This is a genomic window from Roseovarius sp. MMSF_3298 (assembly GCF_030733705.1).
Classification (GTDB): domain Bacteria; phylum Pseudomonadota; class Alphaproteobacteria; order Rhodobacterales; family Rhodobacteraceae; genus Roseovarius; species Roseovarius confluentis.
On record NZ_JASHIN010000033.1, the window covers coordinates 1 to 24562 of the forward strand.

Annotated in this window: 22 protein-coding genes; 17 read left to right on the forward strand and 5 right to left on the reverse strand. The window is 65.1% G+C overall.

The window, feature by feature from the left end:
- Nucleotides 1-134 precede the first annotated feature (134 nt).
- Entirely contained in the window at nucleotides 135-1385 is a 1251-nt protein-coding gene (locus RBB18_RS20350) for an FAD-dependent monooxygenase (RefSeq protein ID WP_306110715.1), read from the reverse strand.
- Between the two features lie 93 nt (nucleotides 1386-1478).
- Between RBB18_RS20350 and RBB18_RS20355 the strand changes: the two genes are divergently transcribed.
- From RBB18_RS20355 to RBB18_RS20375, 5 genes are all read left to right on the forward strand, one after another.
- Nucleotides 1479-2807, forward strand: a complete 1329-nt coding sequence (locus tag RBB18_RS20355; RefSeq protein WP_306110714.1) for an amidase — start codon at nucleotides 1479-1481, stop codon at nucleotides 2805-2807.
- A gap of 211 nt (nucleotides 2808-3018) precedes the next feature.
- On the forward strand, nucleotides 3019-4197 hold the full coding sequence (locus RBB18_RS20360) for an aminotransferase class I/II-fold pyridoxal phosphate-dependent enzyme (RefSeq protein WP_306110713.1): 1179 nt from the start codon (nucleotides 3019-3021) through the stop codon (nucleotides 4195-4197).
- Nucleotides 4198-4212: 15 nt separating this feature from the next.
- Nucleotides 4213-7182 carry a DNA translocase FtsK gene (locus RBB18_RS20365; protein ID WP_306110712.1) on the forward strand — a complete coding sequence of 990 codons (2970 nt, stop codon included), beginning with the start codon at nucleotides 4213-4215 and terminating at the stop codon, nucleotides 7180-7182.
- A gap of 83 nt (nucleotides 7183-7265) precedes the next feature.
- Nucleotides 7266-7844 (forward strand): exopolysaccharide biosynthesis protein, encoded by a 579-nt coding sequence (locus RBB18_RS20370; RefSeq protein ID WP_274594526.1) that lies wholly within the window; start codon nucleotides 7266-7268, stop codon nucleotides 7842-7844.
- Nucleotides 7845-7958: 114 nt separating this feature from the next.
- A complete protein-coding gene (locus RBB18_RS20375) occupies nucleotides 7959-8555 on the forward strand; it encodes an outer membrane lipoprotein carrier protein LolA (protein WP_274594527.1) in 597 nt (198 codons plus the stop codon).
- A 20-nt stretch (nucleotides 8556-8575) separates the two neighbouring features.
- On the opposite strand, the gene RBB18_RS20380 is transcribed toward RBB18_RS20375, so the two are convergent.
- Nucleotides 8576-9169, reverse strand: coding sequence for a lytic transglycosylase (locus tag RBB18_RS20380; protein ID WP_103762964.1), 594 nt, complete (start codon nucleotides 9167-9169; stop codon nucleotides 8576-8578).
- A 200-nt stretch (nucleotides 9170-9369) separates the two neighbouring features.
- On the opposite strand from RBB18_RS20380, the gene hspQ reads away from it, so the two are divergent.
- Entirely contained in the window at nucleotides 9370-9696 is a 327-nt protein-coding gene (gene hspQ / locus RBB18_RS20385; protein WP_103762965.1) for a heat shock protein HspQ, read from the forward strand.
- Between the two features lie 41 nt (nucleotides 9697-9737).
- Here the strand turns inward: hspQ and RBB18_RS20390 are convergent, their stop codons facing one another.
- From RBB18_RS20390 to RBB18_RS20400, 3 genes are all read right to left on the reverse strand, one after another.
- Entirely contained in the window at nucleotides 9738-11315 is a 1578-nt protein-coding gene (locus RBB18_RS20390; RefSeq protein ID WP_306110711.1) for a gamma-glutamyltransferase family protein, read from the reverse strand.
- A 201-nt stretch (nucleotides 11316-11516) separates the two neighbouring features.
- Nucleotides 11517-11984, reverse strand: a complete 468-nt coding sequence (locus RBB18_RS20395; protein ID WP_306110710.1) for an ATP-binding protein — start codon at nucleotides 11982-11984, stop codon at nucleotides 11517-11519.
- A gap of 9 nt (nucleotides 11985-11993) precedes the next feature.
- Nucleotides 11994-12332, reverse strand: coding sequence for an STAS domain-containing protein (locus RBB18_RS20400; RefSeq protein ID WP_306110709.1), 339 nt, complete (start codon nucleotides 12330-12332; stop codon nucleotides 11994-11996).
- Nucleotides 12333-12444: 112 nt separating this feature from the next.
- Here RBB18_RS20400 and RBB18_RS20405 point away from each other — a divergent pair, with 112 nt between their 5' ends.
- From RBB18_RS20405 to RBB18_RS20455, 11 genes are all read left to right on the forward strand, one after another.
- Nucleotides 12445-13617, forward strand: a complete 1173-nt coding sequence (locus tag RBB18_RS20405; RefSeq protein WP_103762969.1) for an acetyl-CoA C-acyltransferase — start codon at nucleotides 12445-12447, stop codon at nucleotides 13615-13617.
- A 69-nt stretch (nucleotides 13618-13686) separates the two neighbouring features.
- Nucleotides 13687-14142: a GAF domain-containing protein gene (locus RBB18_RS20410; protein ID WP_274594529.1), complete on the forward strand. Its 456-nt coding sequence runs from the start codon at nucleotides 13687-13689 to the stop codon at nucleotides 14140-14142.
- Nucleotides 14143-14262: 120 nt separating this feature from the next.
- Nucleotides 14263-14811: a helix-turn-helix domain-containing protein gene (locus tag RBB18_RS20415; protein WP_274594543.1), complete on the forward strand. Its 549-nt coding sequence runs from the start codon at nucleotides 14263-14265 to the stop codon at nucleotides 14809-14811.
- Between the two features lie 10 nt (nucleotides 14812-14821).
- A complete protein-coding gene (locus RBB18_RS20420) occupies nucleotides 14822-15442 on the forward strand; it encodes a LysE family translocator (RefSeq protein ID WP_306110708.1) in 621 nt (206 codons plus the stop codon).
- A 60-nt stretch (nucleotides 15443-15502) separates the two neighbouring features.
- Nucleotides 15503-15871 carry a GFA family protein gene (locus RBB18_RS20425; protein WP_306110707.1) on the forward strand — a complete coding sequence of 123 codons (369 nt, stop codon included), beginning with the start codon at nucleotides 15503-15505 and terminating at the stop codon, nucleotides 15869-15871.
- A gap of 39 nt (nucleotides 15872-15910) precedes the next feature.
- A complete protein-coding gene (locus RBB18_RS20430) occupies nucleotides 15911-18355 on the forward strand; it encodes an FAD-dependent oxidoreductase (protein ID WP_306110706.1) in 2445 nt (814 codons plus the stop codon).
- A gap of 72 nt (nucleotides 18356-18427) precedes the next feature.
- Nucleotides 18428-19054, forward strand: coding sequence for a LysE family translocator (locus tag RBB18_RS20435; RefSeq protein WP_306110705.1), 627 nt, complete (start codon nucleotides 18428-18430; stop codon nucleotides 19052-19054).
- Nucleotides 19051-20121 carry an alcohol dehydrogenase family protein gene (locus tag RBB18_RS20440; protein ID WP_306110704.1) on the forward strand — a complete coding sequence of 357 codons (1071 nt, stop codon included), beginning with the start codon at nucleotides 19051-19053 and terminating at the stop codon, nucleotides 20119-20121. Before RBB18_RS20435 ends, RBB18_RS20440 begins: the two co-directional genes overlap by 4 nt.
- A gap of 22 nt (nucleotides 20122-20143) precedes the next feature.
- Nucleotides 20144-21043: a homocysteine S-methyltransferase family protein gene (locus RBB18_RS20445; RefSeq protein ID WP_306110703.1), complete on the forward strand. Its 900-nt coding sequence runs from the start codon at nucleotides 20144-20146 to the stop codon at nucleotides 21041-21043.
- Between the two features lie 13 nt (nucleotides 21044-21056).
- Entirely contained in the window at nucleotides 21057-21731 is a 675-nt protein-coding gene (locus RBB18_RS20450) for a hypothetical protein (protein ID WP_306110702.1), read from the forward strand.
- The gene (locus RBB18_RS20455; RefSeq protein WP_306110701.1) at nucleotides 21724-24174 is read left to right on the forward strand and encodes an FAD-dependent oxidoreductase; all 2451 of its coding nucleotides are present in this window, start codon (nucleotides 21724-21726) and stop codon (nucleotides 24172-24174) included. Before RBB18_RS20450 ends, RBB18_RS20455 begins: the two co-directional genes overlap by 8 nt.
- Nucleotides 24175-24562: the final 388 nt, after the last annotated feature.

Here is a 24562-nt window from a genome sequence, read left to right on the forward strand (position 1 = left end):
TCGCCAGACCGCCCCCCGGGCTGGCGATTGGGTTCCGCAGGCGCGTCGGTCAAAAGTGCCGCGGATTTGGCTGCCATAAAGCGCGATGAACAACCGTGGGGACGCCAGCCCGCGGTCTGCCGCTCGCGCGGCTTTCAGCCCTTCATCAACTCGGGCAGGTCGCCGGTCAGGCCGGCGGCCTCGCGGATGAATGTGCGGCGCAGCGTCGGCATGGCCGAAAGGGCGCCCATGCCGAGGTCGCGCGCGGCGCGCAGGAGGGGGTTGTCGTTGGAAAAGAGCCGGTTGGTGAGGTCGGTTGTCACCGCCAGCGTCGCGGTATCGAATCGGCGCCACTGCTGATAGCGGGCGAGCACGTCTGATGCGGCGAAATCCTCGCCCCGGCGGGTGGCGTCGGTCAGGACCTGGGCCAGCGCGCCCACGTCGCGCAGCCCGGCGTTGAGGCCCTGGCCGGCGATGGGATGCATGCCGTGGGCGGCATCGCCGATGAGAGCGAGCCGCTCGGCCACGAAGGCATTGGCCAGCGTCAGGTTCAGCGGGTAGGTGAAGCGCTTGCCGCGCAGGGCGATGTCACCGAGGAAATCGCCGAAGCGGGGGCGCAGGACCTCCATGAATTGGGCATCATCCAGCGCGGCGAAGCGGGCGGCGGTCGCCTCGGTCTCGGACCAGACGATGGAGCTGACGTTGCCGGGCAGGGGCAGGATGGCCAGCGGACCGGGGGGCATGAAGAACTGGTGCGCGATGCCGTTATGGGGCAGCTCGTGTTCGATGGCGGCCACCAGCGCGGTCTGACCGTAATTCCAGCCGGTGCGGGCGATCCCGGCGCGCTGGGCGGTGCCCGAGGCGCGCCCGTCGGACCCGACGACGATACGGCCCGCGAGGGTCTTGCCGGACGCGAGCGTGAGGGTGACGCCGGACTGCGTGAACTCTTGCGCGGTGACGGTGTCGGTGACTTGGGCGATCCGGTCCTCGTCCTGCATCGCCTCGAGAAAGGCGCGGCGCAGGTAGCGGTCCTCGAGCATGTGGCCCATCGGGCCTTCCTCGATCTCGGCATGGTCGAAATGCAGGAAGAATGGCGCGGCCCCTTCGCCGGCGCGGCCGTCGGAGACCTTGATTTCCAGCATGGGCTGAGCGTTGTCGGCGACGCGGTCCCAGATGCCGATATTGGTGAGCAGGCGCACCGAGGCCAGCGCCAGGGCATAGGCGCGACCGTCGAAGGCGGCATCCTCGCGCACGGTCTTGGGCAGGGTGTCGATGACGGTGACGGTCAGGCCAGCCTGTGCGGCGGCCAGTGCCAGCGCAGGCCCGGTGAGGCCGCCACCGACAATTAGGATATCGCTGTCATGGTCCATGCGGTTCAATATGTCGGCGCGGGCCGGATTGTCCATGTGTGGCGGCATCAATTGTCAGGCGGGCTTGCGTTGCGCGGGGTCATCTGCATTATGCGGGCGATCTTTGCAGCGAGGCGTGGAGGACCCGGTATGAGCGAGTGGCTGAAAATGAGCGCGGCGGAGCTGGGGCGCGGGATCGCGGCGGGCGAGATCGGGCCGGTGGCGCTGACCGAGGCGTATCTGGCGGCAATCGACGCGCATCCTGCGCGAAACGAGATCTATTCCGTGGTCACCCATGAACGCGCGCGGGCGGAGGCGCAGGCGGCGGAGGCGCGGGCGCGGGCCGGGCGGCGGCTGGGGCCCTTGGATGGCGTGCCGATCAGCTGGAAGGATTTGTTCGACAGCGCGGGGACGGCGACGGAGGCGGGCACGCGCCTGTTGCAGGGTCGGGTGCCGGAGCGGGACGCGGAAGTGCTGCGCAACGCGACCGCTGCGGGGCTGGTGTGCCTAGGCAAGACGCATATGAGCGAGTTGGCGTTTTCGGGGCTGGGGCTGAACCCGATGACGGCGACGCCGCCAAATGTGCACGATCCGAAGCTGGTGCCGGGGGGATCGTCCTCGGGTGCGGCGGCGAGCGTGGCGCATGGGCTGGCGGCCTGCGGCATCGGGTCGGACACGGGCGGATCGGTGCGTATCCCGTCTGCGTGGAACGACCTTGTGGGATTGAAGACCACGTCGGGGCGCGTGTCGCTGGACGGGGTCGTGCCGCTTTGCGCGAAGTTCGACACGGTCGGGCCGCTGGGCCGCAGCGTGGAAGATTGCGCGCTGATGCTGGCCGCGCTTGAAGGTGGACAGGCGGCGGACCTGGAGGACGTGTCGCTGGAGGGGATGCGGTTCGCTGCGTTGCAGTCGGTGGTGTTCGAGGACATCCGGGACGCACCGCGCGATGCCTATTTCAGTGCGTTGGAGCGATTGAAAGCCGCGGGGGCGCGGATCGAGGAGGTGGAGTCGCCGGAGGCTGAGCAGGCGATGCCGCTGTCGGCGATCCTGTTCACGTCGGAGGCTTACGGCATCTGGGGCGACGTGATCTCGGCCAACCCGGACAAGATGTTCAAGCCCATTCGCGAGCGGTTCGAATCCGGCAAGAAATTCCGGGCCTGTGACTACGTGGCGGGGTGGAACCTGCTGGCGGCGCGGCGAATCCAGTGGGCGGAACGGATGAAACCCTATGACGCGGTGCTGATGCCGACAGCGCCGAACCTGCCGCCCGAGGTGGACCGGCTGATGACCGACGACGACTATTACGTGACCGAAAATCTGCTGGCGCTGCGCAACACGCGGGTGGGCAACCTGATGGGTCTGGCCGCTGTCAACCTGCCCACGGGCACCCCCGGTTGCGGGCTCATGATGTGCGGCGAAGCCTTCGGGGAAGAGCGGATTCTGCGTGTCGCCAAGGCCGCCGAGACGGCGTTGGCCTGAACAGGCAAAATCATCACTGGACGCAAAATCTTGTCTAGGTGATGCCGGACGGCCACAACACTTGGCCTACTTTAGAGGTATCCGCTAACCTCTTGCCAAAAATGCCACAATCCCCGCGACCCCGGTTGGTTTTGCTGGACGCAACGCGGGGGCTTTTGTAGATTTGCTTCAAACGGGGCGACAACGATCCCGTAACCTAGAGGCAGTGTTGATGTTTCCCGAGCGGTTTTCGAACCTTCCGGAATATGCGTTTCCGCGTTTGCGGAGCCTGTTGGACGTGCACGAGCCCGGCGGTGATGTGATTCACATGACCATCGGCGAACCGCAGCACGATTTTCCGGCGTGGATCATGGACGTGATCGAGAAGCACGCAGGCGAGTTCCGCAAGTACCCGGTGAACGAGGGTATTCCGGCGCTGAACTCGGCGTTCTGTGACTGGGTTTCGCGGCGCTATGGCGTGGAGCTGAGCCCGGACCGGCACGTTATGGCGTTGAACGGGACGCGCGAGGGGCTGTACAACGCGATGATGACGCTGTGCCCCGAGACGAAGAACGGCAAGCAGCCGATCGTTCTGCTGCCGAACCCGTTCTACCAGGTTTACATGGTGGCGGCGCTGAGCGTAGGGGCGGAGCCGATGTTCCTGCCCGCGATGCGCGAGACCGGGTTCCTGCCGGATTTCGCCAGCCTGCCCGACGATGTGCTGGACCGGGTGACGGTGGCTTATTTGTGCTCGCCGTCGAACCCGCAGGGCGCGGTGGCGGACGCGGATTACTGGAAAACGCTGATCGGGCTGGCGGAAAAGCACGATTTCAAGGTCTTTGCCGACGAATGCTATTCGGAAATCTACCGCGAGACGCCGCCAGTGGGCGCGCTGGAAGTCGCGAAGGACATGGGCGCAGACCCCGAGCGGGTGGTGGCGTTTCACAGCCTGTCGAAGCGGTCGAACCTGGCCGGGTTGCGGTCGGGTTTCGTGGCGGCGGGGCCGCAGAGCATGAAGCGGATCCGGCAGTTACGCTCTTACGCGGGCACGCCGCTGCCGATGCCGCTACAGCACGCGGCGGCCAAGGTCTGGGCGGATGAAAAGCACGTGGACGTGAACCGCAGGCTTTACCAGGAGAAATTTGCGCTGGCCGACGAAATCTTTGACGGCGTTCCGGGTTACCAGGGCCCTGAGGCGGGGTTTTTCCTGTGGCTGCCGGTTGAGGATGGCGAGGCGGCGGCGCTGAAGCTGTGGAAAGAGACAGGCGTGCGGGTGCTGCCCGGTGCGTATCTGGCGCAGGAGGCCGGCGGGCTGAACCCCGGCAAAGAATACATAAGGGTCGCGATGGTGACCCCAAAGAAGGAGGTGGCACGCGGCCTGACGCAGCTGCGTGACTGTCTTTATAATTAACGAGGAAGAGGCAACATGGCATATCAGACGCGCGGACGTGACCCGCTGTTGGACAGCTCGATGGCGGAAGCGATCGAGAAGCGAGGCAAGGAACTTCTGGGACTGGCCCTGCTGGCACTGGGATTTGCCGCCGCGATGATGATCGCATCCTACAACCCCGACGACCCCAGCTGGATGGCCGCGACGGACGCGCCGGTGCAGAACATGCTGGGCCGCATGGGCGCATCGATTGCCGCGCCGCTGTTCATGATCGTGGGATGGGGGGCGTGGGGCCTTGCCGTCGTCCTTGGGGCGTGGGGTGTGCGTTTCGCCCTGCACCGCGGTCAGGACCGGGCGATTGGCCGTTTGATCTATGCGCCGATCTGGATCGCGCTTCTGGCGATGTATGCCTCGTCGCTGGAGCCGAGCGCGGCATGGTCGGCCTCGCACAGCTTTGGCTATGGCGGGCTGTTCGGGGAGATGGCGCTGGGTACCGTGCTGGGATTCCTGCCGATCAGCGCGACCTTCGGGCTGAAGCTGTTGTCGCTGCTGCTGGCCGTGGGGATGGTGACGCTGGGCGCGTTCATCCTGGGGTTCAGCCGTCTGGAGCTGTCGCAGATCGCACGGTTCCTGGTGGTGGGCACGATCATGACCTATGCCACGCTGCGCGGCTTGGTGGCCCGTGGTGGCGGGATCGCCGCAGGGGCCGCGAAGACGGCGCAGGCCAAGGCCGCAGAGCGCCGGGATCGCCGGATGCAGGACCGTGCCGAGGCCGACGAGATAGCCCGGGCCGAGGCGGCTGTGCCCGAGCCGCGCGTGCACCGGGCCGAGCCGGCGATGGTCGCGAGTGCCGCGCGGCAGGCTTATGCCGCGCCTGTTGCGAGCCAAGCGCCGGAATATGACATGAGCCCCGCGCCGGAAAAGACCGGCGGACTGCTGTCGCGGATGCCGTCGCTGATGCGCCGGCCCGAGCGTGAGCCCGAGCCGGAACTGATCGAGGCGTCGGAAATGCCCGATATGCCTGCCCCCAGTGGCGACCGGGTCACCGCCAAGATCGCCGACGTGATCAAGAGCCGGGTGCGCCAGAACCCCGCCGTGCAGGTCGAGTCGGTGGCGCCGCTGACCCGTGGCCGTGGCCGTGGGCCGGACCCGCTGATCCTGAACACCGCGCCGCAAAACACGGTGCGGGCTGAGCCGCCGCTGACTGCCGGACGAGCTGTGCCGGGCGTCGCGCCGACCCATGCGCCGATGCAGGAGATGGTCGAAGCCATGCCCGAGGACGAGGTGATCGACGACGGCTACGGCGCCTATGACGCTTACGAGGCAGAGCCGGAGGTTCCGGTTTACTCGCGCGCCGCAACACCCGCGGAAATGCCCGCGGCCGAGCCGAAGAAGGTCGTGCAGCACCCGCCGCGTCGTGCGCCGCAACCGTCCACCCGGGCGCAGGCCGAGGCGCAGCCCAAGCTGCAATTCGAGGAAAAGCCGCAGGTCGAGTACGAGTTGCCGCCGTTGAGCCTCTTGACCAATCCGGTCAACATCCAGCGCCATCACCTGAGCGACGAGGCGTTGGAGGAAAACGCCCGGATGCTGGAGACTGTACTGGATGACTATGGCGTGAAGGGCGAGATCGTCAGCGTGCGCCCCGGCCCCGTGGTGACGATGTACGAGCTGGAGCCTGCGCCGGGCCTGAAGGCCAGCCGCGTGATCGGCCTGTCCGACGATATCGCGCGGTCGATGTCGGCCCTGTCTGCGCGGGTCAGCACGGTGCCGGGACGGTCGGTGATCGGGATCGAACTGCCCAACGACAACCGCGAGATGGTCAGTTTCCGCGAGATCCTGTCGAGCCGCGACTATGGCGACGGCAACCAGAAGCTGCCGCTGGCGCTGGGCAAGGATATCGGCGGCGACCCGATGGTGGCGAACCTGGCAAAGATGCCTCACCTGCTGATCGCGGGGACGACGGGTTCAGGCAAGTCGGTGGCGATCAACACGATGATCCTCAGCCTGCTTTACAAGCTGACGCCCGAGGATCTGCGCCTTGTGATGATCGACCCCAAGATGCTGGAACTGAGCGTCTATGACGGGATTCCGCACCTGCTGAGCCCGGTGGTGACCGACCCGAAGAAGGCCGTGGTGGCATTGAAGTGGGTCGTGGCGGAAATGGAAGACCGCTATCGCAAGATGTCTAAGATGGGCGTGCGCAACATCGACGGTTACAACAGTCGCGTGGCCGATGCGCTGGCCAAGGGCGAGATGTTCAGCCGGACGGTGCAAACCGGGTTCGACGACGACACGGGCGAGCCGGTGTTCGAGACCGAGGAATTCGCGCCCGAGAAGATGCCGTTCATCGTGGTCATCGTCGACGAGATGGCCGACCTGATGATGGTCGCCGGCAAGGAGATCGAGGCTTGCATCCAGCGCCTGGCGCAAATGGCGCGGGCGAGCGGGATCCACCTGATCATGGCCACGCAGCGCCCGTCCGTGGACGTGATCACCGGCACGATCAAGGCCAACTTCCCCACCCGGATCAGCTTTCAGGTGACCAGCAAGATCGACAGCCGCACGATCCTTGGCGAGATGGGGGCCGAGCAGCTTCTGGGCATGGGTGACATGCTGTACATGGCGGGCGGCGGCAAGATTACCCGCAGTCACGGCCCCTTCGTGAGCGACGAGGAGGTCGAAGAGGTGGTGAACCACCTGAAGGCCTTTGGCCCGCCGGTCTATGTGGGGGGCGTGCAGGACGGCCCCGAGGACGACAAGGCCGACAAGATCGATGCGGTTCTGGGTCTGTCGACGGGCGGGAATACCGATGGCGAGGACGCGCTGTACGACCAGGCCGTTCAGATTGCCATTACCGACCGGAAATGCAGCACGTCTTATATCCAGCGCAAGCTGGCCATCGGCTATAACAAGGCCGCGCGGCTGGTCGAGCAGATGGAAGATGAGGGTGTCGTGAGTGCCGCCAACCACGTGGGCAAGCGCGAGATCCTGGTGCCGGAGCAGTAAGTTCCGGCACTGGTCCCCGGGAAACGTTTTCCTGACTGTCGCGTTGGCGTGGTACCGAACCACAACGCGCGAGGGACAGGTGAATGGCCGGGGACGCCGAGACACTTCTGGATGAGATCGACCGGCTGGCCGAAGGCGAAGACAGCGTCTCGGTCAGGGACGTGGTCGATGCGATTGGCGGGCGCGGTTTCGGGCCGATCATTTTTGTCATCGCGCTGCTGGGCGCGTCGCCGCTGGGCGGGATCCCGGGTGTGCCGACCCTGTTTGCCATTCTCGTGATCCTGATTGCCGTGCAGATCCTGCTGGGACGGCAGAGTTTCTGGATCCCGGACAGGATCGGCAACCGGGCAGTGGAAGATGAGAAAGTCACCCGCTCGGTCGGCAAGGCGCGTCCCGTGGCGCAGTGGATGGACCGGTATTTCGGGCACCGGCTGGAGGCGCTGACCGGGCAGCCGGCGCAGATCGCCGCCGCCTGCGTGGTGGTGAGCCTGTGCCTGATGATCCCGCCGCTGGAAGTGGTGCCCTTCGCGGCGCTGATCCCGTTTTCGGCCATCGCCCTTCTGGGGCTGGCGATTACGGTGCGGGACGGGGTGCTGATGGTGGTGGCGTTCGCGGCGAGCGCCGGGGCGCTGTTCGCGGCGGTAAACCTTTTCCCGTTCTGAAGCGTTGAGGCCGGAGAAGAGAGGGCTCACGCGCAATTGCGCCGATTGCTATCGCATAACAGCGCGGGTGTGCCTATCTTGCGAAGACGATGAATTAAGGAGAGGTTTCCCCTCATGCGCATGGTTGCCTTGGCTTTGAGTATGCTGCTGGCCACGCCGGCGATGGCCCAAAAGCTGTCGCTGAACGAGATTTCGCAATACCTGAACAGTTTCAGTTCGGCGACGGGCGAGTTCACCCAGATCAACGACGATGGCACGATCAGCACCGGGCAGATCTATATCAAGCGGCCCGGGCGCGTGCGGTTCGAATACAATCCGCCGGAGCAGACGCTGGTGGTGGCCGATGGCGACACGGTTGGCATCATGGACCCCAAGTCGAATACCGGGGGCGAGGCCTATCCGCTGGATCGCACGCCGCTGAAGATCATCCTGCAGCGCAACGTGGATTTCGGCCGCGCGCGCATGGTCACCGGCCATAGCAGCGACGGCAAGACGACCACGGTACGCGCACAGGACCCCGCGCATCCGGAATACGGCAATATAGAGCTGGTGTTCACCGGCAACCCGGTCGAATTGCGTCAATGGGTGATCAACGACAGCGGTGGCAGCAAGACCACCGTGGTGCTGGGCGATCTGACCACGGGTATGCAGCTGGGCAATGACAGGTTCGTCATTCCCGGCAAGGACAAGTTCAAGCGGATCGACAGGTAAGCCGGGCGAGGCGGGGCGGCTTAGCGCCGCCCGCAGGCCCGCAATTGTTGATCGTAGACGATGGCGCGCTGGCCCACTTCGCCAGACACGCGCAACAGCCAGGGTTTGGCGTTGTAGCTGCCGCGGCTAAAGCCGGTGCGCCCTTCGTGATAGGCGAGGTAGTGGTTGCGCGCGTCGTGCATGGGAATGCCCAGGCGCTGGTTCGACTGCGCCATGTACCAGCCCATGAAGTCGGTCGCGTCGCGGATATCGTTACGCCGCGCGGCGCGGTTGCCGTCGTTCAGATACTCCTCCCACGTGCCGTCCAGCGCTTGGCTGTAGCCGTAGGCGGAACTTTGGCGGCCCATGGGAATCACCCCGAGCGTCCAGCGGAAGGGCGTGCGCGCCTCGCCGTCGAACTTGCTTTCCTGGTAGATCGTGGCCATCTGCACCGGCACGGGCACGCCCCAGCGACGTTCGGTCGCCTTAAAGGCCCGCAGGTAGTGCGGTTTCTGCGCCACGATGGCACAGGCATTTTCCAGATTGTCGGGCGGCGGGCCGCTGGGGCCGCCACCACAGGCGTTCAGAGTGGCCAAGGCCACCATTCCAATGATCGTGCGAAGACGTCTGCTCATCTGCCTCTCGCTATGTTTGTTTTTCTTTTAAGCTTAACGAAAAAATCGAGCCTTGGGAATGGCGGATTTCACGCTTTGGCGTGAAGGCGCGGCACGAACTGTCGGGCCAGCGTTCACAGACTGTTTCCCGAGAAAAAGGCCCCTCAGATTGGACAAAACTCGGTTGAACGCAGTAGAGTGTGACGGTAGGGGCTAGATGAATGTTGAAGACGCGTGCAAAATATCACCTTGGTCAAATCGTGAAACACCGCAAACATCCGTTTCGCGGTGTGATTTTCGATGTGGACCCGGAGTTCGCCAATACCGAGGAGTGGTACGACTCGATTCCCGAGGAGAGCCGCCCGGTGAAGGATCAGCCGTTTTATCACCTTCTGGCGGAGAACGATCAGACCTATTACGTGGCCTATGTCAGCGAACAGAACCTGATCGCGGATTATTCGGGTGAGCCGGTGGGGCATCCGGATATTCCGGACCTGTTCGGCCCGTTCGAGGATGGGCAGTACCCGCTTCACTTCCAACTGAACTGAGCCCGAGGGGCGCGGTGCCGCGCCCCGGGCCCGTCGGGGCATCAATATCCCAGCGCGCAGCCGTCCTTGCGCGGGTCGGAGCCGCCTTCGAGCACGCCGCTTTCCTTGATCTCGATCGCCTGCGCGCCGCCGATGGCCTCGTCGGGTTCGACGACGTTGTGGCCCAGGTCGGCCAGCGCCTGATGCACGTCGGGGGAATACCCCGTCTCTACCCGCAGTTCGCCCGCGTCGGGGAAGCAGCGGGGGCCGTCGATCGCCTCCTGCGGGGAGAAGCCGAAATCGCGCAGGTTCGACACGAAACGCGCGTGGCCGTTGGCCTGGTACGCGCCGCCCATGACGCCGAAAGGCATGGTGACGCGGCCATTGTCGCGCAGCATGCCGGGGATGATCGTGTGCATGGGGCGTTTGCCGCCGTTCATCTCGTTCGCGTGGCCCTCTTCGAGCGTGAAGCCGGCACCGCGGTTTTGCAGCAGGATGCCGAACTTTTCCGACGCGATGCCGGAGCCGAAGCCGTGGAAGATGGAATAGATCAGCGACACGGCCATGCGGTCGCTGTCGACCACGGTGATGTAGATCGTGTCGCGGTGCACGGCCTCACTGAGCGTTGTCGCGGATGGCATGGCCTTTTTCGGGTCGATCAGCGCGGCGAGCGCCTTGGCGGTGTCCATTGACAGCATGTGATCGAGCCGCGCGATGTGATCGCTGTCGGCCATGATGCGATTGCGGGCGTCGTAAGCCAGCTTGGTCGCCTCGGCCTCGATATGGGCGCGGTGGGCGCCGAAAGGATCCATCGCCGCGATGTCGAACTGCGCAAGGATGTTGAGCAGAAGGATCGCCGTGGCGCCCTGGCCGTTGGGCGGATGCTCGACCAGGTCGATGCCGGCATAGCTGCCGCTGATCGGGTCCGTCGGCGTGCAGGCGGTGGCAGCGAAATCGTCCGCCGTGTGAACGCCGCCCATTGCATTGAGGGCCGCCACCATGTCGTCGGCCACTTCGCCCTTGTAGAACGCGTCGCGCCCGTCGCGGGCGACGCGGCGCAGCACCTCGGCCTGGCCGGGGCAACGGAAGATCTCGCCTTGTTTCAGGGGTTTGCCGCCGTTCGAAAAATGTGTGAGCGCGTGACCCTGCAGGCATTCGCCGGCACTGGGCCAGTCACTGGCGACGCGCGGGGCGACTGGCACGCCGTTGTCGGCATAGTGGATGGCGGGGGCGAGCAGCGCATCGAGACCCAGCTTGCCGTGGGTGTCGGACAAGTGGCAGAAGGCGTCGACGGCGCCGGGAATCGTGACCGCCTCGGCTCCGTGCAGGGGCACCGTTTCCAGGCCGCGGGCGCGCAGGTCGGCGGCGCTGGCGCCGGCGGGGGCGCGGCCGGAGCCGTTGAGCGCATGAATGTCATCGCTGCCGGGTTTCGTGAACAGAACGAAGCAGTCGCCGCCGATCCCGGTCATCTGCGGCTCGCAGATCCCCAGCAGGACGGCACCGGCGATGGCCGCGTCCATGGCGTTTCCGCCGCGTTTCAGGATGTCGATCGCGGCCTGTGCGGCCAGGGGGTGCGACGTGGCGCACATGCCGTTGGTGGCCAGAACGGCCGAGCGGCCGGGGCGTTGGAAATCGCGCATGGTAGCTCCGGTGATTGGTGGTTTTTCGGCACCTTACGGGGTGTGTCAGGAAATGCCAATCAGGAGGAAGAGAACCTCGACGCCGCGCACTGGGTGGGGGCTGTAAAACGCGGCGCCGAGGGAAGCCATATGCAGCTACGGGATCGTTTGTGCCGATCCATTGGGGCGGCTCTGCGATGGGATTGGGGCAATTCGGTGACGTCAGGATTTTTCCGGCGCCAAGTAGCGAGGAAAGGTCATACGCAGCGTATTGCGACCCGCGTGGCGGGTGTGGGAAAGGTCAAGGCACAGCTTGTGAATGAGAAACCACCCGAAGCCCCCTTCCGGAAGGTCCGCGCGGGCGCCTGAACTGTCTGGCAGGAGGCCCGGGGGTAGCGCGTCGCCGGGCATGCCGCGGCCCGAATCGGACAGCGTGACCAGCACGCGGTCGGCCAGCAGACCGACGACCATGTGCACCTCGCCGGGGGCGCGGCCGGCATAGCCGTGTTCGGTAACGTTGTTGAGCGCCTCGCTGACTGCGAGGGTGATCGAGCCGCGCAGGTCCCCATCAATCCCGGCATCGGTGAGGGCCGTGTCAAGCGCCTCGACCATGTCGCGCACGTCAAGTTCCGTCGCGGTGGACGAGAGCGCGGCGAGCGGAGCGGATTGCGAAGGGGCGGTGGCGGCCACTGTGCCGCGTCAGCCCGCCGCGCGCTGGAGCGCCGCTGCCATGTCCTTGTGGATCACGAAGATCGAATCCATCCGCGTCAGGCGAAATACCTTGGCGACGTCCGGGGTCAGCCCGGCAAGGTCCAGCCGTCGCCCATCGCCCATTTGTTTCATCGAGGCGATGATGGCGCCAAGGCCGCTGGAATCGACGAAGGCGACGCCGGATAGGTCAAGCACCACGTGATCCGCGCCATCATCCGTCAGGGTGCGCATTTCATCCTTGAACCGGATCGCCGAGGCCGCGTCGATGCGGTTGTCTTCGACCGTGATAACCTCGATGTTGTTGTGAGTGGCGCAGGTGAGTTGCATGAAGCCTCCGGACACGGGAAAGATGCGCGCAGACTAGGCGCAATTCCTTACCAAACCGTTTGGCCCCGAGAGCTTTTTCGGAGCGGTACCCAAGGATGAAAGGACAGTCGGCATGAAAGAGGTTGTGATCGCGGGTGCGGCCCGAACGCCCATGGGCGGATTCCAGGGGGATTTCGACGGGGTCGAGGCCAGTGTCCTGGGCGGCGCTGCAATTTCCGCGGCGCTGAAGGATGCAGGTGCCGCGACCGTGGGCGAGCTGTTGATGGGCTGTGTTCTTCCCGCCGGGCAGGGGCAGGCCCCAGCGCGGCAGGCGGGGTTCAAGGCGGGGCTGGGCGAGGACGTGCCGGCGACCACGCTGAACAAGATGTGCGGCTCGGGCATGAAGGCGGCGATGATCGGGTTCGACCAGATCGCGCTGGGCCAAACCGACACGATGGTGACGGGCGGCATGGAGAGCATGTCGAACGCGCCCTACCTGCTGCCCAAGATGCGCGGCGGGGCGCGGATCGGGCATGGGCAGGTGATCGACCACATGTTCCTCGACGGGCTGGAAGACGCCTATGACAAGGGGCGGCTGATGGGCACGTTTGCCGAGGATTGCGCCGAGAAATACCAGTTCACCCGCGAGGCGCAGGATGCGTATGCCATCGGGTCGCTAGAAGGGGCGCTGGAGGCCCAGAAGAGCGGTGCGTTCGCGGGCGAGATCGCGCCGGTGACGCTGGAGACGCGCAAGGGCACGGTGGTGATCGAGGTGGACGAGCAGCCCGGCAAGGCGCGGCCCGAAAAGATTCCCCAGCTGAAGCCTGCGTTCCGCGACGGCGGGACGGTGACGGCGGCCAATTCGAGCTCGATCAGCGACGGGGCGGCGGCGCTGGTGCTGGCCTCGCGCGAGGCGGCGGAGGCGCAGGGGCTGAAGGTCCGGGCGCGGATCCTGGGCCATGCCAGCCACGCGCAGGCGCCTGGATGGTTTACCACGGCCCCGGTGCCGGCGGCGCAGAAGCTGCTGGAGCGGATCGGCTGGACGAAGGACGAGGTGGACCTGTGGGAAGTGAACGAGGCGTTTGCCGTGGTGCCGATGGCCTTCATGCACGAAATGGGCCTGCCACGTGAGAAGGTGAATGTGCATGGCGGGGCCTGTGCGCTGGGTCACCCCATCGGGGCAAGCGGGGCGCGGATCATGGTGACGTTGTTGAATGCGCTGGAAAAAAGAGATCTGAAGCGCGGTGTTGCGGCGATTTGCATCGGCGGGGGCGAGGGCACGGCCATCGCGATCGAGCGGGGCTGAGGCGCAAATCTTTTTCGGAAAAGATTTGCCAAGAATTTTTCTGAAAACTCTTGGCGCGGGAGGTGAGATATGCGTGCGGATTACGACGCGTTGTCCAAGACCATCGGGGCGTTGACCGAAGGTGAGAGTGACGAAGTGGCGCTGATGGCGACGGTGGTGTGCGAGTTGCACCATGCCGACGACCGGTTCGACTGGACCGGGTTCTACCGGGTGACTGCGCCCGACCTGTTGAAGATCGGCCCCTACCAGGGCGGGCATGGGTGTTTGCAGATCCCATTTTCGCGGGGCGTCTGCGGGGCGGCGGCGCGGACGGGCGAGGTGCAGTTGGTCGATGATGTCGACAGTTTCGACGGGCATATTGCCTGTGCCAGTTCCACCCGGTCGGAGATCGTCCTGCCGGTGCGGGACGGGCAGGGGCGGCTGCTGGCGGTGCTGGATATCGACAGCGATCAGCCGGCGGCGTTCGACGCGGCGGATGCCGACGGATTGGGCCGCATCCTCGCATCGGTGTTCGGGCGACTTTGAACGTCGACCGACGGGTGGCGTGAAATTTTCATTGATTTTTTCACGCAACTCGCGCAGCGTGAAAATTGAACGAAGAATTTCACGAAAGAGTGCGCTTTGGAACAGAGCCAGGTATCCGCGATGCGCAGCCTTGGGGCCGATTTGCGGGCTTTGCGGAAGGCGCGGGGACTGACGCTGAGTGACATGGCGCAGGCGCTGGGCCGGTCGGTGGGCTGGCTGAGCCAAGTAGAGCGAGACTTGTCCGAGCCGTCGATTTCGGATCTGCGCCAGATGGCCGAAAGGTTCGGCGTGCCGATGTCGTTTCTCTTTGCCCATGCCAGTGCCCCGGCGGAAGAGCAGGGCATCGTCGTGCGCAAGGTATCTCGGCGGCAGATGGGATCGAGCGAGGAAGGGCTGATCGAGGAGCTATTGTCGCCCGACCTGAGTGACGATTTCGAAGTGATCCATTCCACGTTCCGGCCCGGATCGAAGATGCAGCGCCCGGCCACGCGGCCGACGCAGGAGGTGGGATATGTCGTGTCCGGTCGGCTGGACCTGAGCATCGGCGGGCGGTCTTTCAGCGTGGGGCCGGGCGACAGTTTCCGGATCCGGCACGAGACCTATGCGTGGTCCAATCCTTATGACGAACCATGCGTCGCGATCTGGGTGATCGCGCCGCCGGTATATTGAGGAGGCGGGGGTGAGCCTGGAGGGATGGACCATCTTCGCGTTGTTCTGGGTGGTGTTCGTGACCACGCCCGGGCCCAATGCCGTGAACTGCATCACCAACGGCATGACGGTCGGGTTCCGCCGCAGCCTGTGGGGGGTGGCGGCGATTCTGACGCAGGCGGCGCTGTTCCTGACCTTGTCGGCGGCGGGCGTGACGGCGCTGATCGCAACCTCGCCCGAGGCATTTCAGGTGGCGAAATTCATTGGCGCGGGGTTTTTGATTTACCTCGGGATCCGCGGCTGGATCATGGCGCGGGGTCGCGTCGTGGTGGCCGCGCCAGACGGGCGCAGCATCTACTGGCGGGCCTTTGCCATCGCGACGATCAACCCCAAGAGCGTGGCGGGATACCTGGCGGCGTTCAGCCAGTTCGTGCAACCGGGCGTGCCGATCTGGAGCCAGATGTGGGTGATCTTTCCTACGGCGCTGAGCCTGACCGCGCTGAGCTACATGGGCTACACCGCGCTGGGCGCGGGGTTGGGTCGGGCGGCGCTGGGCGCGGTGTTCAACGTGTGGCTGCGGCGCGGGCTTGCGGCGTGTTTCGTGGTTTACGGCGTGCTGCTGGGGGCGGCCTCGACGCCGGGGAGGGCGTGAGATGATCAAGGCTGAGGGCCTTCGGGCGGATGCGCTTTGGAAGATCGAGAGGAGATGAGAATGCTTGAGGGAAGCTGTCTGTGCGGCAACGTCACTTTCAGGGTGACGGGCGCGCCGCAGGGGGTGTCGGCCTGTCACTGTGGCCAGTGCCGCAAGCAATCGGGCCACGTGTGGTCCTCGGCCTATGTGCCGGAGGCGGATCTGAAGATCACGGGCGCGGTGACGTGGTACGAGGCGACGCCTTCAGCCAAGCGCGGGTTCTGCGGGACCTGCGGAGCGTTCCTGTTCTGGAAGGCGCATGACGAGGACACGATGAGCTTTGCCCTGGGGGCGATCGATGGGCCGACGGGGCTGCGGCTGGAGAAGCATATCTTCACCGCCGACAAGGGCGATTATTACGAGATCGCGGACGGGGTTCCGCAGAAGTGAACGGGCCGCGTGGTGGCATCCGAACAGGGAGAAACGGAGATGGCTGATCTGCCGAAAAACGCGAAAGTGGTCGTCATTGGCGGCGGGGTCGTTGGATGCTCGGTGCTGTATCACTTGGCCAAGAAAGGGTGGAGCGATTGCGTTCTGCTGGAAAAGAATGAGTTGACCGCCGGGAGCACTTGGCACGCGGCGGGGAACGTGCCGACCTTCTCGACCAGCTGGGGCATAATGAACATGCAGCGTTATTCGACCGAGCTTTATGCCCGGTTGGGGGACGAGGTGGATTACCCGATGAACTATCACCAGACGGGCTCGATCCGGCTGGCGCATTCAAAGGAGCGGATGCAGGAGTTCGAGCGGGCAAAGGGGATGGGCAAGCACCAGGGGATGGACCTGGAAATTCTGACCCCTGACGAGGTCAAGGCGCGGTATCCCTTTATCGAAACGCATGACATCGTGGGGGCGCTCTATGACCCGAACGACGGCGATATCGACCCCGCGCAGGTGACACAGGCTTTGGCCAAGGGGGCGCGGGACATGGGGGCGACGATCGTGCGGTTCTGCCCGGCCACCGGCGTGACGCAGGACGGTGACGGCTGGATCGTGCACACGGAAAAGGGCGACATCGCCTGCGATTTCGTGGTGAACGCAGCCGGGTATTATGCCCAGACGGTGGGCGAGTGGTTCAAGCCTTACGGCGGGCGGACGGTGCCGATGATGGTGATGAGCCATCAATACGTGCTGACCGACGAGATCCCCGAGATCGAGGCGTACAGCAAGGAGACGGGCCGCAAGCTGCCGCTTCTGCGGGACGTGGACGTGTCCTATTACTTCCGGCAGGAGAAGCACGGGTTCAACATCGGCCCCTACGAGCCGAATTGCCGGGCGCATTGGGTGGAGCCGTCGGACCCGATGCCGGAGGATTTCAGCTTCCAGCTTTGGTCGGATGACCTGGCGCGGATCGAGGATATCGTGGTGGATTCGATGGAGCGTGTGCCAGTGGCGGCCACGGCGGGGATCAGCCGGATCATCAACGGGCCGATCCCCTATGCGCCCGACGGGCTGCCCCTGCTGGGGCCGATGCCGGGGGTTAAAAACGCGTTCGAGGCCTGTGTCTTTACCTTCGGGATCGCGCAGGGCGGCGGCGCGGGCAAGGTGCTGGCCGAGTGGATCGTGGATGGTGCGCCCGAGTGGGACATGTGGGCGGTCGATCCGAGGCGGTACACCGATTACACCGATCATGACTACTGCGTCGCCAAGGGCATGGAGGTCTACGGCAACGAATACGCCATGCACTTCCCGTGGCACGAATGGCCGGCGGGGCGCGACAAGAAGCTGTCGCCGAACCATGGGAAGGTTCTGGAACTGGGCGGCGTGATGGGGGCCTATAATGGCTGGGAGAGGGCGAACTGGTTCGCGCAGCCGGATGATGACACGTCGGAGGACAGCACGCATACATGGAACCGCAAGGGCCCGTGGGAGCAGCGTATCCGCGAGGAATGCGAGGCGGTGCGCGATGCCTGTGGTTTGCTGGACCTGCCGGGCTTTTCGCGGTTCCGGGTCGAGGGCACGGGGGCCGATGACTGGCTGCGGGGCTTCGTGACCGGGGGGCTGCCCAAGGTGGGGCGGATGAACCTGGTTTACGTGACCAACGCGAAAGGCCGGATCGTGACGGAATTTTCCTGCATCCGGCTGGCGGAAAATGATTTCGTGCTGATCACCGCAGCCACGGCGCAGTGGCATGACGGCGAGCTGATCCGGAACAGCGTGCCGGAGGGTGTGAGTGTGACCGAGACGACGACCGAGCGGTCGGCGTTGCTGGTAGCGGGGCCGAAGAGCCGTGAGGTGCTGGCCGGAATCAGCGATGCCGATCTGGAAGCCGGGTGGCTGAGCCATCAGCATTGCATGGTGGCGGGGCGGCCCGCGTTCCTGATCCGGGTGAGCTTTACCGGCGAGCTGGGGTGGGAGGTGCATGCAGACAATGCCGAGATGCCGGCGATCTATGGCGCCATTCTGGATGCGGGCGCGAAGCCCTTTGGGATGTATGCGCTGAATTCCTTACGAATCGAGAAAGGGTATCGGGCGTGGAAGGGTGATCTGAGCACGGATTACTCGATGCTGGAGGCCGGGCTGGAGCGGTTCGTGAAGTTCGACAAGGACCAGGATTTTACGGGCAAGGCGGCGCTGTTGGCAGAGAAACAGCAGGGCCGGAAGAAAGCCTTTGCCCCGCTGATCATCGACGCGGGGGAGGCGGATGCGCCCTACATGTCGACGATCTGGAACGGCGACGAGATCGTGGGTGAGACGACGAGCGGCGCCTGGGGCTATCGCGTGAACGCGAGTGTTGCTTTGGCGATGTTGCGGATGGATTTGGCAGAGGCGGGCACGGAACTGGAAGTGGAGATCTATGGTGAGCGGCGCAAAGCCGTGGTGCAGCCGGATCAGCCGCTTTGGGATCCGGAAAATGCGCGGCTGACGGCGTAATTAGAGGTCCCCCCGGGTCAAGCCCGGGGCAGGCAGGGTCAGGCCCGGGACGGGGACGCGAAAGGACGAAGGATGATTATCGAGACCTACCTGATTTATCTTGGCGTCCTGGCGGCGTTTTTCGCCACACCGCCGGACACGAGCCAGCTTCTTATCATCTCGAACAGTCTGCGGCACGGGCTGCGGCGGTCGCTGGCCACCGTCGCGGGCGACCTGAGCGCAAACGCGGTGCAGATGACCCTGGCGGCGTTCGGGCTGACGGCGGTGATCGCGGCCAATGCCGATGCGCTGTGGGTGGTGAAATGGGTGGGCGTGGCCTACCTCGTCTGGATCGGGCTGCGGTTGATGCTGAGTAAAGGCGGGGCCGAGGCGCCGGGCGCGGCGGCGACGGGGCGGCTGTTCCGGCAGGGCTTTGTTACGTCGTCGGCCAATCCTTATGCGGTGGTGTTCTTCGGGGCGCTGTTTCCGCAGTTCATCTATGCGGGCGCGCCAATCCTGCCGCAATTGCTACTGTTGGGCGTCACGTACTTGGTTGTTGACGGTCTGGTGCTGCTCTTGTGGGGCTGGGCCGCGACGCGGACCTTGGGGCGTGTAACATCGCTGACCGGGGTATGGATCAACCGGGTCAGCGGTGCGCTGATGGTGGGGGCTGCGGTGCTCCTAGGGCTGAAGGACCTGGACAAGGGGGCGGCGCGATGACCCTGCCCGAGACCATGTCCGGCGTGTACCTGACCGGCCACGGCGGGCCCGTCAAGCTGGAATGGCGCGAGGATATTCCCGTGCCCCGGCCCGGATCGGGCGAGGTGCTGGTGCGGGTGCTGGCGGCGGGGGTGAACAACACCGACATCAACACGCGCGAGGGCTGGTATTCGGCGGATGTGACCGGGGCCACGGGCGAGCTGCAGGACGGGGTCGAGGATGGCGGCTGGTCCGGGGCGTTGGACTTTCCGCTGATCCAGGGCGGGGACCTGTGCGGTGAGGTCGTGGCGCTAGGCAAGGGCGTGAGCGCGGTGGCGATGGGGATGCGGGTGATCTGTCCGATCAACCAGCCGCGCCCGACCGACGACAACCCGGTTGGGTTCGAAGCGTTGGGGTCGGAGTTCGATGGGGCGTTCGCGCAGTATTGCGTCGTGCCGGAGGGGGACCTGTTCGACGTGAGCGACGCGCCCCTGAGCGACGTGGAACTGGCGGCGATTCCCTGCGCCTTCGGCACGGCGGCGGGGCTGTTGGACCGGGCCGGTGTGGCGACCGGGCAGAGCGTGCTGATCACCGGAGCATCCGGTGGCGTAGGGTTGGCGGCGGTGCAACTGGCCACGGCCTCGGGGGCGAAGGTCACGGGGGTGTCTTCGGCACCCAAGGCCGAGTGTGTGCGCGACGCGGGCGCGGTGGCGGTGATCGGGCGGGAGGACGTGCCCCCCGCCGATACCTTCCACGCGGTGATCGACCTGGTGGCCGGGCCGGGCTGGGGCGCGCTGATCGACGCGCTGCGGCCGGGTGGTCATTACGCGGTGGCGGGGGCCATTGCCGGGCCGGTGGTGGAGGCGGATCTGCGGCGCATCTATTTGCGGGACATCACGATCCACGGCTGCACCTTCCAGTCTCGCGCGGTCTTTGCCCGGCTGGTCGAAATGGTGCGGGAAGGATCGGTGAAACCGCTGATCGCGAAGACGTTTCCCATGCGGGAGATTGGCAGGGCGCAGGAAGAGTTCATGTCGAAGCGGCATGCCGGGAAGCTGGTGCTTATCCCGGACGGAGTCGACATCTGAACAAGGGCGCGGGAGGAAGAACATGGCACAGGTCACCCTGTTGGACGGCTCGATCGGGCAGGAGCTGGTGAAACGCTCGGGCGACCGGGCGACGCCGCTGTGGTCGACGCAGGTGATGATCGACCATCCCAAGCTGGTGGGCGAGGTGCACCTGGAGTATTTCGCCGCCGGCGCGACGGTGGCCACGACCAACACCTACGCGGTGCTGCGCGACCGGCTGGTGCGGATCGGGTTGGAGGACAAGATCGGGCAACTTACCGATACGGCGGTGCGGGCCGCGCGCCGGGCCCGGGCGGCGAGCGGCGGCAAGGGGCGGGTGGCCGGGGCCATCGGACCGTTGGTGCAGTCCTACAAGCCCGAGACCTGCCCGCCCGCCGCCGAGGCTGCGACGATCTACGCCGAGCCGGTGGCGCTGATGAAGGATCACGTGGACCTTTTCCTGCTGGAGACGATGTCGTCGGTGGACCAGGCCGAAGGCGCGCTGCGGGCGGCGTCGGGGCAGGGCCTGCCTGTGTGGCTGGCGGTGAGCGTGGATGACCACGACGGCACGCGCCTGCGCTCGGGTGAGCCGGTGGCGGACCTGGCCGGGACGGTGGAAAAGCACGCGCCGGCGGCGGTGCTGGTCAATTGCTCGCGGCCCGAAGCGACGGGCGCGGGGATTGAAGTGATCAAGGACTTCGGCCTGCCCTTTGGCGGATACGCCAACGGGTTCACGGAGATCAGCGACGGGTTCCTGGGCGACGCGCCAACGGTGGGCGCGCTTGAGCAGCGCAAGGACCTTGGGCCGCTGGAATACGCGGAATACGTCATGGGCTGGGTCGGGCAGGGGGCCACGATCGTTGGCGGCTGTTGCGAGATCGGGCCGGCGCATATCGCGGAGATTGCCCGCTGTTTACAGGCGGCAGGACACGAGGTCGTATGAGCGAGGTGACGAGATGAGTGACGGCACGCTTCCCCCCGGCATGGTCCCGGCAAGCGGGCGATTCCGCTTTGAAAGCAGGGAATTCGGGCGTCTGGATTTCGAGGTGAGCCACGCGAAGTTCGTGCTGTGGAAGAATTTCGAGGACGGGCAGGAAGCCGAGGGCGTGCAACTGGATGTCATGATCGCCGCGCAGAGCCGGGAGATACCGGACGAGAGCGACGACGCGGACATGGCCTATCTGCTGGCGCCGGCGCTGACCACAGAATGGCTGAAGATCGATGAATGCCAGTTCGCCAGCCGGGGCCGTGCGGCGCTGGACGGTGTGACGGTCGATTTCGACTGGCGGAAGATGCCCGATGTGCTGGAGGCGCCGGCGGCGATCCAGGAGGGGTCGTATGGCTCGACCGACGTGCTGAAGCTGGCGTTGAGCCTTGTGCCGCCGGATCGCTACAGGCTTCAGGTGCAGGCGGCGGACGAGTTTGGGCGGTCCTGCGAGATCGACGCGGACCTGCCGCTGTTCGAGATCGGCGCGAGCGATTTCTCGATGTCGCGACCGCAGACCGTCGAGGACTGGGTCGACCGGCATTTCGAGCGCGATGACTTGCACGTCGAGTGGCGCACGGTGGGGCCGATGACCAACCAGTGGCAGACCCTTTATGCCGCGTTCAAGGAGACAAGCGATGAGTAACCTTCCGAAGCATGCCCGCGTGGTGATTGTGGGAGGCGGCGTGGTGGGCTGTTCGGTGGCCTATCACTTGGCCAAGCTGGGCTGGCGTGACGTGGTGCTGCTGGAGCGCAAGCAACTGACCAGCGGCACGACGTGGCACGCCGCGGGGCTGATCGCGCAACTGCGGGCAAGTGCGAACATGACGAAGCTGGCAAAATACAGCCAGGAGCTTTACGGCAACCTGGAGGCCGAGACCGGGGTCGCGACCGGGTTCCGGCGATGCGGGTCGATCACCGTGGCGCTGACCGACGCGCGGCGGGAGGAGATCTACCGGCAGGCCGCGATGGCGCGCGCCTTTGGCGTAGACGTGGAAGAGATCAGCGCGGCGGAGGTGAAGACGCGCTATCCGCATCTGAACGCGGACGACGTGACCGGGGCGGTTTTCCTGGAAAAGGACGGACAGGCGGATCCGGCAAATATCGCGCTGGCGTTGGCCAAGGGCGCGCGGCAGAACGGGGCGCTGGTGAAGGAGCGGGTGAAGGTCACCGGGATCGCGCGCGAGGGCCGCCGGGTGACGGGCGTGGACTGGGCCGCTGACGATTGCGGCGAGACGGGGCATATCTCCTGCGACATGATCGTGAACTGCGCGGGCATGTGGGGCCACGAGGTGGGGCGTATGGCGGGTGTGAACGTGCCGCTGCATGCCTGCGAGCATTTCTACATCGTGACCGAAGGCATCGACGGGCTGGGGCAATTGCCGGTGCTGCGGGTGCCGGACGAATGCGCCTATTACAAGGAAGACGCGGGCAAGATCCTGCTGGGGGCGTTCGAGCCGAACGCGAAGCCGTGGGGGATGCAGGGCATTCCGGAGAGTTTCGAGTTCGACCAGTTGCCCGAGGATTTCGACCATTTCGAGCCGATCCTCGAAGCGGCCTGCAACCGGATGCCGATGCTGGCGGAGGCGGGGGTGCACACGTTTTTCAACGGGCCGGAGAGTTTCACGCCGGATGATGCCTATCACCTGGGGCTTTGCCCAGAGATGGACAATGTGTGGGTGGCCGCCGGGTTCAACTCGATCGGGATTCAGTCGGCGGGCGGCGCGGGGCACGCGCTGAGCCAGTGGATGGACAGCGGCGAAAAGCCGTTTGACCTGGGCGACGTGGATATTGCCCGGATGCAGCCGTTTCAGGGGAACCGGCATTACCTGTTCGAGCGGTCGAAGGAGACTCTGGGGCTGCTTTACGCCGATCACTTCCCCTACCTGCAAAAGCGCACGGCGCGGGGCGTGCGGCGGTCGCCGTTTCACCACCACCTGCTGGAGCGCGGCGCGGTGATGGGAGAGATGGCCGGCTGGGAACGGGCGAACTGGTTCGCCAAGGAAGGACAGGAGCAGGAGTATCGGTACGGCTGGGGGCGGCAGAACTGGTTCGAGAACGCCGCGGCCGAGCATCACGCGATCCGCACCGGGGTCGGCATGTATGACATGTCGAGTTTCGGCAAGATCCGGGTCGAGGGGCCGGATGCGGAAGTGTTCCTGAACCATATCGGCGGCGGCGACTATTCGGTGCCGAATGGAAAGATCGTCTATACTCAGTTCCTGAACGACCGGGGCGGGATCGAGGCGGATGTGACGGTGACCCGACTGAGCGAGACTGCGTACCTGGTGGTGACGCCCGCCGCGACGCGGCTGGCGGACCAGACGTGGATGATGCGGCACAAGGGCGATTTCAACGTGGTGATCACCGACGTGACGGCGGGCGAGGGCGTGCTGGCGGTGATGGGGCCGGATGCCCGCAAGCTGATGCAGGCGGTTAGCCCGAACGACTTTTCCAACGAGGCGAACCCGTTCGGCACGGCGCAGGAGATCGAGCTGGGCATGGGGCTCGCGCGGGTGCACCGGGTGAGTTACGTGGGCGAGCTGGGCTGGGAGATTTACGTCGGCGCGGATATGGCGGGACACGTGTTCGAGACGCTTTACGAGGCCGGGCAGGAACATGGGCTGAAGCTGTGCGGGATGCACGTGATGGACTCGTGCCGGATCGAAAAAGGGTTCCGGCATTTCGGGCATGACATCACATGCGAGGATCACGTGCTGGAGGCGGGGCTGGGCTTTGCCGTTAAGACGGAGAAGGCGGAGTTCATCGGCCGCGACGCGGTCCTGCGCAAGAAGGAGGCGGGAGTGTCGAAACGGTTGGTGCAATTCCGGCTGACCGATCCCGAGCCGTTGGTCTATCAAAACGAGCCGGTGCTGCGGGATGGCGAGATCGTGGGGTATCTGTGTTCGGGGGCGTATGGTCACCACCTGGGCGGGGCGATCGGGATGGGATATGTGCCCTGTCCGGGTGAGAGCGTGCAGGAGGTGCTGGCGTCGGATTACGAGATCGACGTGGCGGGGACGCGGGTAAAGGCCGAAGCGTCGCTGAAGCCGATGTATGACCCGAAATCGGAGCGTGTGAAGGTTTGACGCCTCGGACGGGAGCATTGCCAAGATCAAAAAGCATTTTCTGCCAGATAGATAGACAGAAAACGATTATTTGATCCGCATTTTTACACGTTTCGCCTTCAGGTTAACGAGGAAGCGGTTTCCCTGCGTTCACTAGCGTCATACCCTGAAGCACTGTAAAACTTGCCAAACCGCTTGGGCCACTTCAGGTCAATGCTTGCGGGGCCGGAGCATAATGAAATCAAACGGCGTTCATCATTTGCAAGCTTGACGCCAAGCGGCTTTGGAGCCAACAACAGAAGTCCGGAAAGGCGGTGTGTAGGCCAAGTCAGGAACTCAGGAAGTTTCAACGGACAATGGGCCAACGACCGAACAGGACCAGTCAGATCGAGCGGTCCTTTTTGGCACC

Coding starts and splice junctions, on each gene's coding strand:
- RBB18_RS20350 (WP_306110715.1), bottom strand. CDS start 1,385: ATGGACAATCCGGCCCGCGCCGACATATTGAACCGCATGGACCATGAC.
- RBB18_RS20355 (WP_306110714.1), top strand. CDS start 1,479: ATGAGCGAGTGGCTGAAAATGAGCGCGGCGGAGCTGGGGCGCGGGATC.
- RBB18_RS20360 (WP_306110713.1), top strand. CDS start 3,019: ATGTTTCCCGAGCGGTTTTCGAACCTTCCGGAATATGCGTTTCCGCGT.
- RBB18_RS20365 (WP_306110712.1), top strand. CDS start 4,213: ATGGCATATCAGACGCGCGGACGTGACCCGCTGTTGGACAGCTCGATG.
- RBB18_RS20370 (WP_274594526.1), top strand. CDS start 7,266: ATGGCCGGGGACGCCGAGACACTTCTGGATGAGATCGACCGGCTGGCC.
- RBB18_RS20375 (WP_274594527.1), top strand. CDS start 7,959: ATGCGCATGGTTGCCTTGGCTTTGAGTATGCTGCTGGCCACGCCGGCG.
- RBB18_RS20380 (WP_103762964.1), bottom strand. CDS start 9,169: ATGAGCAGACGTCTTCGCACGATCATTGGAATGGTGGCCTTGGCCACT.
- hspQ (WP_103762965.1), top strand. CDS start 9,370: ATGTTGAAGACGCGTGCAAAATATCACCTTGGTCAAATCGTGAAACAC.
- RBB18_RS20390 (WP_306110711.1), bottom strand. CDS start 11,315: ATGCGCGATTTCCAACGCCCCGGCCGCTCGGCCGTTCTGGCCACCAAC.
- RBB18_RS20400 (WP_306110709.1), bottom strand. CDS start 12,332: ATGCAACTCACCTGCGCCACTCACAACAACATCGAGGTTATCACGGTC.
- RBB18_RS20405 (WP_103762969.1), top strand. CDS start 12,445: ATGAAAGAGGTTGTGATCGCGGGTGCGGCCCGAACGCCCATGGGCGGA.
- RBB18_RS20410 (WP_274594529.1), top strand. CDS start 13,687: ATGCGTGCGGATTACGACGCGTTGTCCAAGACCATCGGGGCGTTGACC.
- RBB18_RS20415 (WP_274594543.1), top strand. CDS start 14,263: ATGCGCAGCCTTGGGGCCGATTTGCGGGCTTTGCGGAAGGCGCGGGGA.
- RBB18_RS20425 (WP_306110707.1), top strand. CDS start 15,503: ATGCTTGAGGGAAGCTGTCTGTGCGGCAACGTCACTTTCAGGGTGACG.
- RBB18_RS20430 (WP_306110706.1), top strand. CDS start 15,911: ATGGCTGATCTGCCGAAAAACGCGAAAGTGGTCGTCATTGGCGGCGGG.
- RBB18_RS20435 (WP_306110705.1), top strand. CDS start 18,428: ATGATTATCGAGACCTACCTGATTTATCTTGGCGTCCTGGCGGCGTTT.
- RBB18_RS20440 (WP_306110704.1), top strand. CDS start 19,051: ATGACCCTGCCCGAGACCATGTCCGGCGTGTACCTGACCGGCCACGGC.
- RBB18_RS20445 (WP_306110703.1), top strand. CDS start 20,144: ATGGCACAGGTCACCCTGTTGGACGGCTCGATCGGGCAGGAGCTGGTG.
- RBB18_RS20450 (WP_306110702.1), top strand. CDS start 21,057: ATGAGTGACGGCACGCTTCCCCCCGGCATGGTCCCGGCAAGCGGGCGA.
- RBB18_RS20455 (WP_306110701.1), top strand. CDS start 21,724: ATGAGTAACCTTCCGAAGCATGCCCGCGTGGTGATTGTGGGAGGCGGC.